At 64.0% G+C, this 16871-nt stretch carries 16 protein-coding genes and 1 pseudogene; 9 read left to right on the forward strand and 8 right to left on the reverse strand.

What is annotated here, in order from left to right; translation table 11 throughout:
- Window positions 1-92: 92 nt before the first annotated feature.
- From ACSBP4_RS09105 to ACSBP4_RS09120, 4 genes and pseudogenes are all read left to right on the forward strand, one after another.
- Complete coding sequence (locus ACSBP4_RS09105; RefSeq protein ID WP_435552025.1) at window positions 93-1481, forward strand: D-aminoacyl-tRNA deacylase; 1389 nt, start codon at window positions 93-95, stop codon at window positions 1479-1481.
- Between the two features lie 158 nt (window positions 1482-1639).
- A complete protein-coding gene (gene ftsZ, locus ACSBP4_RS09110) occupies window positions 1640-2806 on the forward strand; it encodes a cell division protein FtsZ (protein ID WP_373633035.1) in 1167 nt (388 codons plus the stop codon).
- Window positions 2807-3256: 450 nt separating this feature from the next.
- Window positions 3257-4219: a hypothetical protein gene (locus tag ACSBP4_RS09115; RefSeq protein WP_373633037.1), complete on the forward strand. Its 963-nt coding sequence runs from the start codon at window positions 3257-3259 to the stop codon at window positions 4217-4219.
- Window positions 4220-4291: 72 nt separating this feature from the next.
- A pseudogene (locus ACSBP4_RS09120) lies at window positions 4292-4921 on the forward strand (DDE-type integrase/transposase/recombinase).
- Window positions 4922-5017: 96 nt separating this feature from the next.
- Here the strand turns inward: ACSBP4_RS09120 and ACSBP4_RS09125 are convergent.
- Both ACSBP4_RS09125 and ACSBP4_RS09130 read right to left on the reverse strand, forming a co-directional pair.
- Window positions 5018-5422: a hypothetical protein gene (locus ACSBP4_RS09125; protein ID WP_136396861.1), complete on the reverse strand. Its 405-nt coding sequence runs from the start codon at window positions 5420-5422 to the stop codon at window positions 5018-5020.
- Window positions 5423-5620: 198 nt separating this feature from the next.
- Complete coding sequence (locus tag ACSBP4_RS09130; protein ID WP_435552026.1) at window positions 5621-6256, reverse strand: rubrerythrin family protein; 636 nt, start codon at window positions 6254-6256, stop codon at window positions 5621-5623.
- An 86-nt stretch (window positions 6257-6342) separates the two neighbouring features.
- Between ACSBP4_RS09130 and ACSBP4_RS09135 the strand changes: the two genes are divergently transcribed.
- Complete coding sequence (locus tag ACSBP4_RS09135) at window positions 6343-7524, forward strand: MBL fold metallo-hydrolase (RefSeq protein ID WP_435552027.1); 1182 nt, start codon at window positions 6343-6345, stop codon at window positions 7522-7524.
- A 4-nt stretch (window positions 7525-7528) separates the two neighbouring features.
- Here the strand turns inward: ACSBP4_RS09135 and ACSBP4_RS09140 are convergent, their stop codons facing one another.
- Both ACSBP4_RS09140 and ACSBP4_RS09145 read right to left on the reverse strand, forming a co-directional pair.
- Window positions 7529-7861, reverse strand: a complete 333-nt coding sequence (locus ACSBP4_RS09140; protein ID WP_049964979.1) for a 2Fe-2S iron-sulfur cluster-binding protein — start codon at window positions 7859-7861, stop codon at window positions 7529-7531.
- A gap of 87 nt (window positions 7862-7948) precedes the next feature.
- A complete protein-coding gene (locus ACSBP4_RS09145; protein WP_049905800.1) occupies window positions 7949-8287 on the reverse strand; it encodes a twin-arginine translocation signal domain-containing protein in 339 nt (112 codons plus the stop codon).
- 222 nt (window positions 8288-8509) lie between these two features.
- Here ACSBP4_RS09145 and ACSBP4_RS09150 point away from each other — a divergent pair, with 222 nt between their 5' ends.
- The gene (locus ACSBP4_RS09150; protein WP_435552028.1) at window positions 8510-9913 is read left to right on the forward strand and encodes a geranylgeranyl reductase family protein; all 1404 of its coding nucleotides are present in this window, start codon (window positions 8510-8512) and stop codon (window positions 9911-9913) included.
- Window positions 9914-10339: 426 nt separating this feature from the next.
- Window positions 10340-11134, forward strand: coding sequence for a DUF4397 domain-containing protein (locus ACSBP4_RS09155; RefSeq protein WP_373633046.1), 795 nt, complete (start codon window positions 10340-10342; stop codon window positions 11132-11134).
- 13 nt (window positions 11135-11147) lie between these two features.
- Here ACSBP4_RS09155 and ACSBP4_RS09160 read toward each other — a convergent pair whose 3' ends face one another.
- The 3 genes from ACSBP4_RS09160 to ACSBP4_RS09170 all read right to left on the reverse strand — a co-directional run bounded on the left by ACSBP4_RS09160 (window position 11148) and on the right by ACSBP4_RS09170 (window position 14198).
- On the reverse strand, window positions 11148-12374 hold the full coding sequence (locus ACSBP4_RS09160) for a M48 family metallopeptidase (RefSeq protein ID WP_435552029.1): 1227 nt from the start codon (window positions 12372-12374) through the stop codon (window positions 11148-11150).
- A 129-nt stretch (window positions 12375-12503) separates the two neighbouring features.
- The gene (locus tag ACSBP4_RS09165; protein WP_435552030.1) at window positions 12504-13781 is read right to left on the reverse strand and encodes an amidohydrolase; all 1278 of its coding nucleotides are present in this window, start codon (window positions 13779-13781) and stop codon (window positions 12504-12506) included.
- Between the two features lie 81 nt (window positions 13782-13862).
- Window positions 13863-14198, reverse strand: a complete 336-nt coding sequence (locus ACSBP4_RS09170; protein ID WP_006181433.1) for an uS10/mL48 family ribosomal protein — start codon at window positions 14196-14198, stop codon at window positions 13863-13865.
- Window positions 14199-14378: 180 nt separating this feature from the next.
- On the opposite strand from ACSBP4_RS09170, the gene ACSBP4_RS09175 reads away from it, so the two are divergent.
- Window positions 14379-14819 carry a bis(5'-nucleosyl)-tetraphosphatase gene (locus ACSBP4_RS09175; protein ID WP_006181432.1) on the forward strand — a complete coding sequence of 147 codons (441 nt, stop codon included), beginning with the start codon at window positions 14379-14381 and terminating at the stop codon, window positions 14817-14819.
- Window positions 14820-14978: 159 nt separating this feature from the next.
- A complete protein-coding gene (locus tag ACSBP4_RS09180; protein WP_435552031.1) occupies window positions 14979-16028 on the forward strand; it encodes a DUF5787 family protein in 1050 nt (349 codons plus the stop codon).
- A 316-nt stretch (window positions 16029-16344) separates the two neighbouring features.
- Here the strand turns inward: ACSBP4_RS09180 and ACSBP4_RS09185 are convergent, their stop codons facing one another.
- Window positions 16345-16848 (reverse strand): DUF5797 family protein, encoded by a 504-nt coding sequence (locus ACSBP4_RS09185; protein ID WP_006650126.1) that lies wholly within the window; start codon window positions 16846-16848, stop codon window positions 16345-16347.
- Window positions 16849-16871: the final 23 nt, after the last annotated feature.

Consider the following 16871-nt stretch of genomic DNA (forward strand, 5'->3'; position numbering starts at 1 on the left):
TTGCTGCGAGCTTTTAGAACTCGAGCGGCACGCCATGCCGCCGGCGGGTCCGAACCGGCGATGTTAACGGGTTCACCGACCGACGGGCAGGTATGACGACGCTCGCGATCGTCGAGAGCCGCGCCGACCGCGCTTCGGAACACGTCTGCGAGTTCCTCCGCGAGAACGCCGACTGGGAGCGACGCGAGGACGACGCCCGGCCGGCCGAAGACGGCGGCGGTACGTACTACCGGACCGAGGGGGCCGAACTCCGCTCGTTCGACGACCTCCACATCGAACTCGAGGCCCCCGCCGAGGCCTTCGACTGCGATCCCGACCTGCTCGTGTTCGCCTCGAGACACTCCGGCGACACAGGTCCGCTACTGACCGGCCACTTCACGGGCAACTTCGGTCCCGCCGAGTTCGGCGGCGAGCCCGACGCGCTGGCCGACGCCGCCCCGAACGCGCTAGCCCGCCTGCTCGAGGCCTTCGACGAGTACGCGCCCGAGGAGTACGAGGTCGGCATGGAAGGGACCCACCACGGCCCCACCGACGTTGGCTGTCCGTCGCTCTTTGCCGAACTCGGCAGCGGCGACGAGCAGTGGGACGACCCCGCCGGTGCCGAGGCCGTCGCCCGCGCCATCCTCGCGCTTCGGGACGTCGACCCGCATCGCTCCAGACAGGTCGTCGGCTTCGGCGGCAACCACTACGCCCCGCGGTTCGAACGGATCGTCCGCGAGACCGACTGGGCGGTCGGCCACGTCGCCCCCGACTGGGCCCTCGAGGCGATGGGTCATCCGACGGCCCACCGCGACGTCCTCGAGCGCGCGTTCGACGCCAGCGACGCCGAGATCGCGCTGCTGGACGGCGAGTGGCCGGTCCTCGAGGAGACCCTCGCCGACCTCGACTGCCGGCTCGTCGGCGAGACGTGGCTGCGGGAGGTCGACGACCGGCCGCTCGAACTGGTCGATCGGATCGAAGCCGACCTCGGCCCGATCGCCGACGGCGTTCGCTTCGGCGACTGCCGGGCGGACGCGATCCGCGTCGTCGACCTCCCGGCCGATCTCGTCGAAACCGCACAGGGGATCGACCCCGACCGGGTCCGGACGATCGTCGAGAACCACACCGTCGCCTTCACCACGGACAACGGCGGAACACGCGTCGGCTCGCGGGCGGCGATTCCCGCGAGCGCGGGCGATGCCGCGGACGACCGTGACGGCGCTGTCGGGGACGAACGCGACGCCGACACGAGCGATCCGCGGCGGGCGATCGTCGACGACCTGGCCGCGGTCCTCGAGACGAAGTTCGACGCCGTCCGGCTCGAGGCCGGGGCCGTCGTCGCCGAGGAGACGGCCTTCGATCCGAAGTTAGCACGCGAGGCTGGCGTTCCCGAAGGGCCGAAGTTCGGCACGCTCGCCGACGGCGAGCCGGTGACCGTCGACGGCGAAACGGTCAGTCCCGAGAGGGTTCTGACAGAGCGTACGCGACGGTTTCCGATCTGACTGAACGGGAACTCGACAGTAATAGATACCTATACCCCTCCTGTCGCGGCTTTCGTGGTGTCCTGCGTTCGACACGTATGAATCGATTACCGCGTCAGACAGGCGGCTGACGTGTAGGGGAAAGGTAATTATGCTCCATCTTTTAGACAGGGCCAAGAATGGACTCTCTCATCGACGACGCAATCGACGAGGCCGAAGACGGGGAGGCCGCGGTCCCCGACGAGACGCCACAGGGCGGACAGTCGGCCGACAACACTGGGTCGGACGGTCGACAGACCGGGACGATGACCGACGACGAACTCGAGGACGTTCTCCAGGATCTCCAGACCGACATCACCGTCGTCGGCTGTGGCGGTGCCGGCGGGAACACCATCAACCGCATGCACGAGGAGGGGATCCACGGCGCGAAACTCGTCGCGGCCAACACCGACGTCCAACACCTGGTCGAAATCGAGGCCGACACCAAGATCCTCATGGGCGAGGACAAGACCGGCGGCCGCGGGGCCGGTTCCCTGCCCCAGGTCGGCGAGGAGGCCGCCCTCGAGAGTCAGGAGGACATCTACGAGGCCATCGACGGCTCGGACATGGTCTTCGTTACGGCTGGACTGGGCGGCGGTACCGGGACCGGTTCCGCACCCGTCGTCGCCAAGGCCGCCCGCGAGGCCGGCGCGCTGACGATCTCGATCGTCACGACGCCCTTTACCGCGGAGGGCGAGGTTCGCCGGACCAACGCCGAGGCCGGCCTCGAGCGCCTGCGGGACGTCTCCGACACCGTGATCGTCGTCCCCAACGACCGCCTGCTCGACTCGGTCGGCAAACTGCCCGTCCGACAGGCGTTCAAAGTTTCCGACGAGGTGCTGATGCGCTCGGTGAAGGGGATCACGGAACTGATCACGAAACCCGGCCTCGTCAACTTGGACTTCGCCGACGTTCGCACCGTCATGGAACGGGGCGGCGTCGCCATGATCGGCCTCGGCGAGGCCGACTCCGAGGCCAAGGCCGAGGACTCGGTCAAGACCGCCTTGCGCTCGCCACTGCTCGACGTCGACATCTCCGGCGCGAGTTCCGCGCTGGTCAACGTCACCGGCGGCAACGACATGGCCATCGAGGAGGCAGAAGGCGTCGTCGAGGAGATCTACGACCGTATCGACCCCGACGCACGCATCATCTGGGGGACCTCGATCGACGAGAGCCTCGAGGGCAGCATGCGCACCATGATCGTCGTCACGGGCGTCCAGTCGCCCCAGATCTACGGCCGACCGGACGGCGAGGAGCCGGTCCAGCCCGAGCCCGCGGACGGCGAGGACATTGACTTCGTCGAGTGATGGGGACCGCGAGCCGTTAGACCGCAGAGCGGATCAAAGGGAGGAAGGTCCATCTTCACCACTTCTAGCTGTCTATACTCATATTTCAGGACCGTGAACTGTAAGTAAGAATTGCGACAAAGATGTCCGAACGATCCCGTTCACCTTCTACATCTTTTCGATCACATGGTCGAGTTCTGCTTCCATCACATGTCCATTAAAAATCCTGACTGGTTGCCCTTCATCGAGAAATATGGATTTTATATAGACTAAATATTACACAAACTACTCAGTTTCTCGCTGCCGCTGGTAGATATCTGACTTTTCTTGTTCTCCACGTTTCAACAACAGGTTCGAAGCCACGTCTAAAAGTGGTTTTAAACGGTTTTCAACACGGATCGACTGCTCCCGCCGGTCCCTCTATCTGATACATGAAAAGATTTATTATAGTTAAGAGTAAAATAAAAATTTATGTCTAAGGATAATAGAATAAATAGAAGAAGAATACTAAAAAGCACCGCGGCGTTCGGTACAGCATCGGCTACCGGACTCGTTGGCGTAAGCACCGCATCAGCGAATAACGCGACAGTCGATATCGACTCGTTGCTGGCGAGAACGGAAGTTGAGTCGATCATGAAGGAAATTCCAGGACTGGAGCTACAGTCGGACGACACCATAGTGCTGGAGAACGGGTCGGTAATCGTTTTGATTCCGGCGAACTACGGATCGCTGGTCGTCACTGACTCGGAGAACGGACGAACGGCGGCGTTCTACTTCGAAGAGCGGGTTCCTGCGCTCGACGCCGATTGGCCCAAGGGAACCCACGCTCGGTTGCAGGCGACGGTTGACGATCCCGAGCCCCTGTTCCAACGAACCACGACGGACGAAGAAATGCACCGCTATCTCGTTTCTATCGGTGCATCGGACCTCCGTACCGACGACGTTCATGTGAGTGTGACTCCGGAAACAGACGAGATCGACGTCACACACATAAACAGCGACGAGCGCGTGATGACTGTTATCCGTGCTCAAATTTCGGACAGTAATGTGGAGAAAGCACGTGGCACACTGTCCAAAGCCTCGGGGTCCGCCCCCACCGCCGAGATTATAGAAAGAGAACGTTATGGGACTGGACGCAGTGCTGACGGGTCTGGTGGAGTACAGGTTGCATCTGTGGGTGGATGTGGCGGCTGTGGCGATGACATTGCCCTTGACGTACTTTACTGTCTAAACCAGGTAAAGAACTGTGGATTGTGTACGATCGGAAGCCCCGCCCCGCCAGTCGCCGTGGCCTGTTGGCTGATTGTGTGCTTCGGCGTTTCCTCCGCTGACGGTGTTTCAGCGGTACTCGATGACGTTAATATTCCCGGTTGCACGAATCTTGCCGGATGCGCCGCCGATTGCTTCATAGAGGAGTGGAAGGAATTGTGGTAGATTCTATAACACGGCACTGTCTAGTTGGTTCAGGTTGAGAAGTGAGCAGGCCGCTGAATTTCTTGTCCAAGGATGCTCTTAAACCTGATCAGCGGGAGTTATTCGGCGGATTTAGAAGAATCGTGGGAAACCGAGCGGACGGTGAACGCCTCAATGGACGTTCCCATTCACTTCCACGAAACTAGTTGTTCCCTTAATGAAATAACAACGATTTTATCCGAATTCGGTGTTGAAGGCTCGCATGGAGCGATTTGGAATGGAGTCTATCGTCTGGCTGACAGCGGTTGCGACCCGCCGACGGCGAAGTCGTCAAGGTCGCAGTTGACGAAACCCCTGTCAAAATTAATGGCGAATGGCTTCGGTTGTATGCTGCAATAGACATCGAGACAAGGTTGATTCTCACCTTCGACTGTTTGGTCGGCATGGTACCGATCCAGCAGCTGCGTTTCTGCATCAACTCAAGGAGAAACATGATCTTTCTGAGACTATGTTTCTCGTTGACCAATTCGACTATTGGACTGCCTCTCTTGAGTAGGACTGAGCAGTCAGGTCAGCTATATCGAGTGTTGCTTGATCGAAAAGTGGTTTCACACCTTCATGCGGATTGACCGCTTTCATAACTTGTGGGTGGGAAGTTGATCGAGTGTCCGCGGGTTACTTAGACAATTTATGCGCTACTATAACCGCCAGAGACCGCACTAAACTCTCGTTGGGAAGGTATCAATCGAGAATGTGCAGAACTAGACCGTTCCTGAGTGCTGGACGTGTGAGTGCGCATCAGGTAGGAAATTAAGGTATTCATGCAGTATGATACTGGCGTAATATTCTAAAAAGAAGGAACGCACCGATTCCACTGATCACAAGAAGGACAAGTTGAGATTTCGACCCTGGTGCTTGAGATCCAGCTGCTTTAAAAGGAACTCCAGTTATAAGGGTGAGAGCAAACAATTTTGCTCTCGTAGACACTAGTATTGATTTGATCCTAGCATATGAGACTTGGGTAGATTTACTTTTCTCAAAACCATTTCTTTTAAATATATAATAGGGAAATAACAAAAGACCACCAAGAGGAATGAGAATGGCTAGGTCATATCGCTGAAATTCATCAAGGTCAAAGCGACACATGTCCACGTATACGAATATAGCGATTAGAAATTGAATCAAATATATAGACAGGAGTATAATCCCTGTTGAACTGGCCATATATCCCATAAGGGTTAGTCAGAAATAAATTTTTTGGAGTGGAATAGTTGTGTGTGGTTTAATAATTTATAAATTATAACCAAAGACCTCGACATGTGAGGATGAGACCTCTAAAATCACTCGCTCTCGATGATCGCTCACAGATACGATGCTTGGCCTGAGGAAAGTACGCCGTCAGACTTAATCACTGCCCCTGCCTCAGCAAATTGGTTTCGGATCGATCCCTAAGTTGTCCAACGAACCCGCGTATGCGTCGTACGCGGCCTCGATTACCGCCTCGGCCGCGTCCCGAGCCTCGTCCCACTCGTCTTCGTTCCCACAGACCTCCTCGAGCAACGCGGCCGCCCGCTCGCCCTGTGCGACCGTCTCGGTTCGCAGGTCCCGGAAGCAGTCGGCTCGCTCCTCGTCGCCCTCGTTGACGAAGAAACTCACTACCTGCAGGTGGGTCCGATCCCCGACCAGCGCTCGCCCGACGAGCCCGCCCAGCCGGGCCGCCGTCGACTCGAGCGAGCGAAGTTCGGCGTGCATCGGGTCGACGCTCTCGGCGTCGCCTTCGTACTCGTCCTCGAGCAAGTCCGTAATGCGGTCGCAGTGGTCTCGCTCCTGCTCGCGGAAGTCGGCGAAGGCCTCGCGCGCCCCGTCGTGGTCCTCGTCGTCAGTCCACTCGGCGAGGGTCGCCGCGGCGACGCGCTCGCTGTCCGCAGCGGTCCGGAGGACCTGCGTTTCGGTCAGGTCCGCGTCGGTCAGCGCAACGAGGCGTTTCGACGAGCCGAGCCGCTCGAGTTCGGTTGCCATCGATTCCGCGACCGCATCTTCGAATTCGTCGGCGTCCATACCGGCCCGACACCGGCCAGGGTGTTGAACGTTAGCCGGCGGCGTCCGCCCGCGGCTTTACCAGCGGCGGGCACGTATCCGAACCCATGACCGACCGGAGCGACGCCGACGGACCGGCCGACGTCCCCTCGATCACGCCAGTGGCGCTGGCCGAGCGGCTACGAACCGGGTCGGAACTGACCGTCCTCGACGTCCGTGACCGCGACGAGTTCGAGCGCTGGCACCTCGCGGGCGAGGGCGTCGAGGCCGTCCAGGTTCCGCATATGAAGTTCGTCCAGGCGCAGGCCACCGGCGGGGTGACCGACCTCGCGGCCGACCTCGAGGAGCCGATCCTGGCGGTCTGTGGACACGGCGAGGCGAGCGCCCACGCCGTTTCCCTGCTCCGGGACGCGGGGATCGACGCGGCTAACCTCGCCGGCGGGATGGACGCTTGGGCCGACCTGTATCTCGCCCGCGAACTGCCGGTCGACGCGCCCGCGACGGTCGTCCAGTACGACCGCCCCTCGAGCGGCTGTCTCGCCTACGCGATCTACAGCGACGGCGAAGCCGCGGTGATCGACCCTCTGCGGGCCTTCGCCGACCGATACGCTGCCGACGCCGACGACCGGGGCGCGACCCTCGAGTACGCCATCGACACGCACGTCCATGCCGACCACGTCAGCGGCGTCCGGACGCTCGCGGACCGAACCGATGTGACGGCCGTCGTTCCCGCGGGCGCGACCGACCGCGGGCTGGCGTTCGAGGCCGCGACCGTCTCCGACGGTGACGAACTGCAGGTCGGCGACGCGACGCTGACCGTCGTGGCGACCCCCGGCCACACGAGCGAGTCCGTCTCCGTTCGGCTCGCCGGCGACGATGCCGGGCCCCTGTTTACCGGCGACACCTTGTTCCTCGAGGGCATCGGCCGACCGGACCTCGAACGCGGCGACGAGGGCGCAGCCGCCGCTGCCGAGGCGTTGTACGAGACGCTTCAAAACCACGTCCTCGCGTTCCCCGACGACACGACGATCGCGCCGGGCCACTACGGCGACGCCGCCGAGTCGCGCGCGGATGGGACCTACGCCGCCCGGCTCGGCGACCTCCGCGATCGGCTCGAGGCGCTCTCGATGAACGATCGGGAGTTCCTGGCCCACGCGACGAGCGACCTCCCGCCGCGGCCGTCCAACCACGAGCGCATCGTGGCGGCGAACCTCGGGCACGAGGCGATCGACGACGAAACGGCGTTCGAACTCGAGCTGGGACCGAACAACTGCGCCGTCGCGGACTAACCGGTCAGTCGTCGGCGACCGCGCCGTCGCTCGAGACGGCCTCGAGGTCGCCCTCGATGCTCGGCGGATACTTCCCGCGGTCGAGTTTCAGGTCCGACTGCGGCCGGGCCATACAGGTCAGCGCGTAGTTCTCGGCTTCTTCCTCGGTGAGTCCGCGGGCAGCGGGCTGGGTGACCTCGCCCGCGACGATCTCGGCCGAACACGCCAGACACATCCCCACCCGGCAGGAGTATTCCTGGGCGATGCCCTCCTCGAGACACCGGCTCAGGATGGTCTCTTTGTCGGTACAGGTGATCGTCTCACCCGTTCCGACGAACTCGATGGTGTACTCAGTCATACCTCTCGGTACGACTGACCTCCCTAAAACGTTTTATGTGCCAGCGGACGCCGGCTGCGGCTGGCTCCGTCCAACCGCGGGAGGTGGCTAGATCTCCCGAACGAAATCTTCCGCGATCCACCAGTCGTCGTCTAGCTTGTGCCAGTCGACCTTGTAAACCTCCGTGCCGTCGTCGTCGGCGATCGCCCGAACGTATCCCGCCCAAGAGTGGTTGATCTCCGTCCAGTCACCGCTTCTGTCGCTGTTCTCCCAGCCGGGAGCGTACCCGAAGTCCCCCCAGGCCTGAACTTGATCACCCACGTCGATCCCCCAATCGGACGCACTGGCCGTGCCGACCGCGGCGACCGTACCGACACCCGCAGCGACCGTCGCGGCGGACGTTTTCAGCACGTTTCGTCGAGATCGTCCGTCGTCGTTTCCAGGCATTGCATTCGAACAGTGAATATTGTCGCATATAAATTTAATCTAGAAAATATTACGAAGTAGACCTGTACTGGATTGGTGAACCCGTGGACCACGGCTGTAAGTGAAAAGACAGCCACACTACAACGTCGCGCTTGCTCCGAACCGGGTACTGCTGCGGTCAACGCGGCACCACCGCGGACCGACCATAAAACGTTTTCTTACCACGGCCTCCACACAGTTGATATGAGTACGCAGGAGCAGTCGGCCGCCACGACGCCGAAGACTCAGTCGCCGGACGCGGTCGTCGTCGGAGCCGGAACGGCAGGGTGCTACGCCGCAGCGACCATCGCACGAGCGGGGTACGAGGTCGTCATCCTCGAGCGAAAGGACGAGGAAGAGGCGGGCCACATCGCCTGTGGCGACGCCCTGAAGGGTGCCGATGCCTTCCCCGAAGCCATCCCGAAGTCCAAACTCGAGCCGGCCTTTACCAACACCGACGTCGACCACGGGCGCTTCGAGATCCCGCAGGAAGACACCGTCCTCGAGATCCCGGTGCCGGGCGAACTGGCCGTCATCGACCGCTGGGAGTACGGCCGCCGGATCATCGACGGGGCCGAGGACAGGGGGGTCGAGTTTCGCTACGATACGGTCGTCCAGAACGTCCGCCAGAACGACGACGGCCGCGTCACGGGCGTCGAGGCGATCCGCAAGGGCGACCCGGTCACCTACGAGGCCGACATCGTCATCGACGCCGCCGGCTCGCTGTCGGTGCTGCAAGACCACGTCGACTTCTCCGACTCCACGTTCGACACCAACGTCGACTACAGCCACTTCTGTTCGGCCTACCGCGAGATCGTCGAGGTCGAGGAACCCGTCGAGTGGGACGACGCGCTGGTCTTCAAGCCGACCGAGCGCGCGGCGGGCTATCTCTGGTATTTCCCGCGGACCGACACCGAGATCAACGCCGGCTTGGGCTTCCAGATGACCGAGGAGCCGATGCAACTGGTCGACGACCTCAAACGCGACCTCGAGAACCGCCCCGAGTTCGAGGGTGCCGAGGTCGAGGACAAACTCGGCGCGGCGCTGCCCACCCGACGACCCTACGATTCGGCCGTGCATCCTGGCTACATGGCCATCGGCGACGCCGCCGGCCACGTCAACCCCACCACCGGCGGCGGCATCGCCGGGGCCGCCTACGGCGGCAAGTACGCCGCCGAGCGGGCCATCGAGGCCCTCGAGACGGGCGAGTTCGGCGAGGACGTCCTCTGGGAGTACAATCAAAAAGTGATGGACCACTTCGGCGCGCGCTACGCCGCGCTGGACGTCTACAACATCCTCTCGACGGCCGTCGACGTCGACGACCTGATGAGTCTACTCGCCGCCATGCCCGGCGACAAACTCGCCGAGGCGCTGTACTCGGGCAGTACCGACATCGGGCTCAAACTCAAACTCGAGGCGCTGGTCAAGAGCCGCGGCCACTGGGGAACGATCTGGAACCTCTACAAGACCAAGCGCCGGGCCGACGAACTCCTCTCGCACTACGAGAACTACCCGACCAGTCCCGAGGGGCTGGCGGGCTGGCAGGACCGCCGTGACGACCTCATGGAGAAGGTCTACGAGACGACCGGGGCCGAGCCCAAATACTAGCCACCGAACTTTTGCTCTGCGGGCGCGGCGAAGCCGCGCCCTCGGCAAAATCTCGAGAGAGCAAAGCTCTCTCGGACCTCGCGGGAGCAAAGCTCCCGCTTAGCTTCGATGAAAAGCACTCCTCCTTCCGTTCGTTCCTTTCAGTCACTCACATCAGTCGTCGGCCCGCTCGCTCGGCCTCCGGCCTCGCTCGCGGTCGGTGTCGGGCGGCGGCCTGCCCTCCCCCGAGTCGTGCGTCTCTCGCCGATGCTCGAGACGCACTCCCGGCCAGTGATCGTTCGGCTTGTTCCGTTCGACTGACTCTCGAGTAACTGGAACGTTCGGCCGTCGGATACCGATTCGCTTCCCATAGTATCGTTTCCCGTGAATATTCCCCTACGCTGTTAGGATGTCTTGGCTTTCCTATCCGTCAAATAACGGGTTATGATGGCACGGAACCACACACGGCGACGCGCACTGACACTGATCGGAACCGCGAGCGGCATCGCGCTGGCCGGCTGTATGGGGGGCGACGACGGGGACGACGAGGAGATGAGCGACGACGATTCGGGCAACGGCATGGGAGACGACGGGATGGACGACGACTCCGGGTCGGACGACATGGAGTCGTCCGGCTCGAACGTCCGGGTCGCGCATCTCTCGCCCGACGCCCCCAACGTCGACGTCTCCGTCGACGGCGACGCCGTCCTCGAGGACGTGCCCTACCGGGCCGTCAGCGACTACCTCGACCTCGAACCCGACACCTACGAGGTGATGATCACGGCCGCCGGCGACGCCGACACCGTCGTCTTCGATCAGGAACTCGAGATCGCCGAGGGGTCGTTCACGATCGCGGCGCTGGGCGAACTCGCCGACGAGAACCAGCCCTTCGAGCCGGCAGTTCTGGAAGACGACGTCAGCGATCCCGGCGACGACGCGCGGGTGCGGCTGGTCCACGCGTCGCCGGACGCCCCTGCAGTCGACGTCACCGTCGGCGACGGCGAGACCGTGCTGTTCGAGGACGCCGCCTTCGGCGACGCGGCCGCGACCGAAGTGCCGGGCGGCGACTACACCCTCGAGGTCCGCCCGGCGACGGAGACCAACGACGGTGACGTGGTCGCGACCTTCGACGTCGCTCCGGAGGGCGGCAACGTTTACAGCGCCTTCGCCGTCGGCTACCTCGAGCCCGGCTCGGCTCCCGCCGACGAGGCGTTCGACCTCGAGGTCGTCATGGACGCCTGATCGACGATACGGATCAGCGCTGGGACCGAAGCCGTTCGATCCGGCGCTCCGTCGGCGGGTGCGTGCCGAACAGCCGCCGGTGGAGGAACCGCCGCGTACGGTCGAAAAAGCGGTGTTCCTCCCACGGCGGCGGGACGATCGAGAACGCAGCCGTCGAGCGGTGTTTGCGGAGATCGTTCGAGGGCCGTTCCTCGAGGGCGGAATCGAGTTTCTCGAGGGCGCTTGCCAGCGCCGCGGGGTCGCCGGTGATCGCGACGGCGCCGCGGTCGGCGACGTACTCCCGATAGCGGGTGACGACGGCGACGGACCACCGGACGAGGACGATGACCATACCACACGGGACGGCCACAAACGGGTGGAAATCGTAGCGCTCGATGAGCGCGGCCGCGGAAGCTGCGGGCACCGATAACGCGGTCAGCACCGCCGCGTCCCTGTTTTTCGCGTGGGCGAGTTCGTGTGCGAGGACGGCGTCGAGTTCGCGGTCATCGACGGCCTCGAGCAGGCCCTTGGAGACGACGATCGTGGACGATCCGGCCCGATAGCCGACGGTCGCTGCCGTCGGCGTCGACGAAACGCCAAGACGGACCGTCGGTGCGGGGAGATCGACCTGCTTGGCGAGCCGGTCGACACGGCGTTGGACGGCAGTTCGGCGTTCCTCGAGGTCCTCGTCGGGCCGATCGATGACGCGGACGACGCCTTCGATATCGCGGAGCGCAGCGGCGTCATCGGTTCGTTCGGAGTAGGCGATCCACGCCACGTGTGCGAGGACGACGAGGACGCCGACCGCAGCGGCGGCGGACAACGGATCGACGATCGAACGCCACGCGACCGCCTCCGTGAACGCGAACCCGACGAACGACCCGAGAGCCACACCGCCGAGCAGGCCGAGGATTTTCGGCCAGCTCGCGATCGCCTCCGCGGACAGCAGCGTCTCACCGACGGCTTCGACTGCGTTGGCGGTCCCGTCGTGAGCGATGCGATCCGAGAGGGTCTGTTCGGGATAGTAGCGTCGGATCACGATCGCGATGCCGAGCCAACAAATGAACGCACCAGCGAACAGTAGCGAGACGAGGAAGAAAAAAGCGAGAAAATCCTCGAGCGCCACGAGGAGAAACAGTGCGACGAACCCGCCGACGACGAACTCGAGTGCGAGGACCACGAGCTGTGCGGCTCCGACGAGAAGTCCGGCGACCGCCATCCGCACCCAGAGTCCGAGGTGGAGGGGCGTCGGACGGATCACCGACCGGCCACCTCGAGCGCGGCCGTTCGGGTCGTCGATCGCGAATCGGGGACTGGATCAGTGGACTGCACCGTCACTGATCCGTACTGGTAGGATACCCAAGAACATTCGGGGTCCGTTCTCGGTCGGTTACTGGTCGTGGCCGAGTCGCTCGATCGTGCCCGCGAGCGTGTCGATGCCGTGTTGGATGCTTGCCTCGTCGACGTCGAACGTTGCGGTGTGGTGACCGCCGGGATGGTCGGTGCCGACGCCGACGTAGCAGGCACTGCCCCCGTTTTCCTGTACCGCCTGCATCAGATAGGTCGCGTCCTCGCTGCCGCCCAGTTCGTCGCGCTCGAGGACGCGCTCGACGCCGGGCGTCTCGCCGGCGACGTCGGCGACGATCGAGACCAGTTCCTCGTCGCTGGTCGCACTGGGGGCCTCCGCACCGATCTCGATTTCGACCTCGCAGTCGTGCATCGCGGCGGCGCTCCGGAGGACCTGCCGGGTCCGCCCTTTCATGTACTCCATCAGGTCGGTCGTCTCACCTCGTACCTCGGCGACGATCCGGGCCTCGGCCGGGATGACGTTGGCCGCGCTCCCGCCCTCGACGACGCCCGCGTTGACCCGCGTCGCGCCGTCGTTGTGCCGTGGAATCCCGTAGAGGTTCTGGACGGCTGTCGCCATCGCCTGGACGGCGTTGCGGCCCTGCTCGGGGTGTCCCCCCGCGTGGGACGACGCGCCGGTGAACTCGGCCTCGAGGTGCGAGACCGCCAGGAAGCCGTCGATACCGGCGACGATCTCGCCGGTCGGGTGGTCGAGGCCGATGTGAACCGCGAGCAGAGAGTCGACGTCCTGTAGGTGGTCGCTCTCGGCCATCGCCTTCCCACCGCCGACGACCTCCTCGGCGGGCTGGAAGAAGACCTTGAAGGTTCCCGCGAAATCGCTCTCCGCGATCCGCTCGAGTACGCCGATCCCGATCGTCGCGTGGGCGTCGTGGCCGCAGGCGTGCATCGCGCCCTCGTGGTCGGAGCGAAAGCCCTCGGCGACGGGCCGGTGGCCTGGGTCGTCGGACTCGGTTTGGGGGAGGCCGTCGATGTCGACCCGAAGGCCGACGGTCGGTCCTTCGCCGCGCTCGAGGACGGCCACTGCACCCGTATACCCGCCGTCCAGTCGCTCGAGGGTAGCGTCGTCGACGCCGGCGTCCCGCGCCTGTTCGTACCAGTGGGTGAATTCGGTTTCCTCGGGGACCGCCAGCCGGTGGTCGCCGGCGATCGCCTCGGGGCCGACGTGGAGTTCGGCGAGGTCGTCGCCCAGTCGGGACTCGAGTTCGTCGACGATCCGTGCAGTCGTGTAAAACTCCCGCCAGGCTGGTTCGGGTTTTCGGTGCAGGTCTCGACGCAGCGTAACGAGGTCGTCTGCGGTCATACGATCATCTCGTCGTGAACGACCAAAAGCCCTCCCGACGGTTTCGGTGTCCGACGATCGCAGAAGTGCGACCGAGGCCAGTCAGTTGCTGCGGCCGGCCCCGTGGATCTGCTCGACCTCGGCCTCGATGTGGACCGAGTCGGGGAAGTTCTGTGAGGCGATGTTGCGCGCGAGGTCGTCGTGGCCGTGGATCTCGAGTTCGCGGGTGAAGACGGTGTACTCCCAGGAGTCGAAGTGACGGTCGTCGTCGGCGTGGAGTCGGCAACGCTGGGGGACCGACAGCTTTTCCGGCGGGTGGGAGTGGGGACCTTTCAGTGCCGCCCCCTTCCGTTCGGCGGTGGTTTTGATGTCCTCGACGATGCCATCGAGCGCGGCGCGATCGCCGCTCTGGAGGGTGAGACGGGTGACGAAGGTCATGGCTGGTGCTGTCGCATACGTCTGCGACGGGCGCGTAAAAACCTGCTGAGACGCGTCGCCGGCACGACAGTGAACGACTGCAGACGATCGCCCGTTTCGTGCGTGACAATCCGGTCGGATCCGTGTCCGTAGGACGAACAGTCCGATATTCTCTTAACGTCGCACCTGTTAGCCCACCTAATGGCAGTCGAAGCTACGAGCGCAGGCGCGATCCTCTTCCGCGACACGCGGGGCCGGCGCGAGTATCTTCTACTCAAGAGCCGCCCGGGCGATTGGGAGTTTCCCAAGGGCGGTGTCGAAGGAGACGAAGAACTTCAGCAGACGGCTATCCGCGAAGTAACGGAAGAGGCAGGTATCGAACAGTTCCGACTACTCGACGGCTTTCGCAAGGACTACGACTACGTCTTCGAGGCGAACGGCAAGACGATCCACAAGACCGTTCATCTCTTCATCGCGAAGTCGTTCGAAGCCAGCGCGGAACTATCGAACGAACATCGCGACCTCCAGTGGCGCGACTACGAACAGGCGGTAAACACCGTCACGCAGGACGGCCCCAGAGAGATTCTCGAGGACGCCCACGAGTTCCTCGACGAACGCGAGGCGGAAGACGACGAGGAGTAGCCGGTCGCGGCCGGTGAGAAATCACTTCTCTCGTGTCGTGCGACGCGGGCATCGCGACCGACCTCGAAATACGGTCGATAGCACCGCCCATATCGTTCGCTCGACCCGATCGTCGGCCGATCGGGCAGCGTTTTTGCGCCTCCGAATTCAACGGGGAGCGTGGACGCATACACCGCCGAGTTCGGGTTCGAACTCCGGACCTGCCGGTGGGCCGAACGCGAGTGGCCGCCCGGCGAAACCGACGGTACTGACACCGCCGTCCTCGTCGCCCGCCAACTCGGGACGACCCGCCGCCGCTGGGATACGATCGTCCTCGAGTGCGACCCCGAGGGGCTGCGCCGCCGCGCCCGGTTCGGCCCTGATCGGCTCGATAGCGACCTCCTGCACGTCGTCCGAAACGCCCCCGACGAGTGGTGCTACTACCGCGACGCGCTTCCCGACCCGGGCTATCCGTGGCGATACGTCCGCGAGTCGATCCACGAGGCCGCCGACCGCGGGATCCTCGAGACCCGCAAGTCGGGCAACCGGATCGAGATCCGTCGACAGTGGGCCTACCCCGACTGGCTCGAGCGGCTCGTCGCGATCGAGAACAAACCTGACTTGGACGCCAGCGCTGCCCGCGCGCTCGGATCACAACTCGAGTACGACGTGGCCGTCGGGCTGGCCGACGAGGCCTGGGTCGCGACCCGTCGAACGGACGAACCCGTCGAACCCGTCCTCTTCGAGGACCTACCGGTCGAAGCCGGAGTCCTCGCGCTCGAGCCCGACGACCTGACCGCCGAGGTCGCGTGGTATCCCCGCTCGCTCCCGGTGACGGAACCGGGGACCCGCATCCTCGAGCGGCCCGACGGCGGGGACCGGGACGGTTCGGCGGCCCGATTCGAGTACGCCGACACCGACTGGAAGGTCGACAAGCGCCTCGCCATCGCCGAGCGCGCCTACGAGCGCGGCTGGCGCTCGTTCGTCGACACGATGCGGCCCGACTGCCGCCACTTCGAGCTACGGGACCCCGACGGCTCACAGGCGCTGCCGTACTGCACTGCCAAGGAGCGGTGCCAGACGGCCGCGGAGTGTGCCGGCTCCTGTCCCGAGTTCGAGCCCGAGCCGCCCGCTTGGCGCACCCGCGGCTGGCCGATCGAGGGCGGGCCCGGAAAACGGCTTCGGCGGTTGCTCGAGGAGCGCCGGCGGCGACGGCGACCAGGGCTGTAGCCCGTCAGTAGCTTCTGACAAGCATCCGCGAGCGAAGCGAGCGGTTCACCGGCGGTGAGGCCGAAGGCCGAGCCGTCGGCCTTTTTCATCGAAGTCCGCGAGAGCTTTGCTCTCGCGGGCCCATCAGAAATCCTCGATTTCTGAGGACGTTTTTGCGCCCAGCGCGGGATCGCCGGTCCCGCGAGCCGTGCGAACGGGCAATGCGCGGCGCTACGCGCCGCGACTGTCGGGACGGCGCAGCCGTCCCGCAGCGCCCGTGAGCAGAGAGTGGTGAGCGAGCAGCGCGAGCGAACCCGAGGCGGAAAAAGTTCGGTGTTTAGTCGGAGACGGCGACCTCGAGGTCCGCACGCTCGACGGCCAGCCGGAACGTGGGGACGGTGCGGTACTCGACTTCGACGACGCCCTTGCGCCGGAGACTCTGGAGGCCCGACCGGACGTCCTCGGCCTCGGCGTCGACGTCGTACTCGTCCCGGAGTTTGTGCAGTACCGAGACGACGCTCTCGGACTCCTCGTCCGGGCCGGAAAGCACCGCCACGATCCGCGCCTGTAGTTCCGGGACGCGGACCTTCGAGGGGACCCCCTCGTCGTCCGGGTCGCTCTCGATCCCCGGCTCGACGTCAACCAGCTCGGCGGCTTCGGCGGTCGCTCGGATCAGACTGTTGTCGTCCCGGAAGTAGTAATCGCCGAGTTCGTTCTCGAGGTACTGGTGGACCTCGCTGCCGCTCTCCATCCCCCATCGCTCCTGCAGTTCGCCGTTCTTCGTCGGCTGTAGCTCCACCACGTCCGCCAACCGGTCCTGGGCCTCCTCCGAGAGCGTCATCGTCGAACCGTATGGGGATCCGG

Origin of the sequence: Natrinema sp. CGMCC1.2065 (genome assembly GCF_051225675.1) — an archaeon.
GTDB classification, from domain to species: Archaea; Halobacteriota; Halobacteria; order Halobacteriales; family Natrialbaceae; genus Natrinema; species Natrinema thermotolerans.

Bases quoted from the DNA above. Each gene is read 5' to 3' on its own strand.
- ACSBP4_RS09105 (WP_435552025.1), top strand. From the start codon at position 93: ATGACGACGCTCGCGATCGTCGAGAGCCGCGCCGACCGCGCTTCGGAA.
- ftsZ (WP_373633035.1), top strand. From the start codon at position 1,640: ATGGACTCTCTCATCGACGACGCAATCGACGAGGCCGAAGACGGGGAG.
- ACSBP4_RS09115 (WP_373633037.1), top strand. From the start codon at position 3,257: ATGTCTAAGGATAATAGAATAAATAGAAGAAGAATACTAAAAAGCACC.
- ACSBP4_RS09125 (WP_136396861.1), bottom strand. From the start codon at position 5,422: ATGGCCAGTTCAACAGGGATTATACTCCTGTCTATATATTTGATTCAA.
- ACSBP4_RS09130 (WP_435552026.1), bottom strand. From the start codon at position 6,256: ATGGACGCCGACGAATTCGAAGATGCGGTCGCGGAATCGATGGCAACC.
- ACSBP4_RS09135 (WP_435552027.1), top strand. From the start codon at position 6,343: ATGACCGACCGGAGCGACGCCGACGGACCGGCCGACGTCCCCTCGATC.
- ACSBP4_RS09140 (WP_049964979.1), bottom strand. From the start codon at position 7,861: ATGACTGAGTACACCATCGAGTTCGTCGGAACGGGTGAGACGATCACC.
- ACSBP4_RS09145 (WP_049905800.1), bottom strand. From the start codon at position 8,287: ATGCCTGGAAACGACGACGGACGATCTCGACGAAACGTGCTGAAAACG.
- ACSBP4_RS09150 (WP_435552028.1), top strand. From the start codon at position 8,510: ATGAGTACGCAGGAGCAGTCGGCCGCCACGACGCCGAAGACTCAGTCG.
- ACSBP4_RS09155 (WP_373633046.1), top strand. From the start codon at position 10,340: ATGGCACGGAACCACACACGGCGACGCGCACTGACACTGATCGGAACC.
- ACSBP4_RS09165 (WP_435552030.1), bottom strand. From the start codon at position 13,781: ATGACCGCAGACGACCTCGTTACGCTGCGTCGAGACCTGCACCGAAAA.
- ACSBP4_RS09170 (WP_006181433.1), bottom strand. From the start codon at position 14,198: ATGACCTTCGTCACCCGTCTCACCCTCCAGAGCGGCGATCGCGCCGCG.
- ACSBP4_RS09175 (WP_006181432.1), top strand. From the start codon at position 14,379: ATGGCAGTCGAAGCTACGAGCGCAGGCGCGATCCTCTTCCGCGACACG.
- ACSBP4_RS09185 (WP_006650126.1), bottom strand. From the start codon at position 16,848: ATGACGCTCTCGGAGGAGGCCCAGGACCGGTTGGCGGACGTGGTGGAG.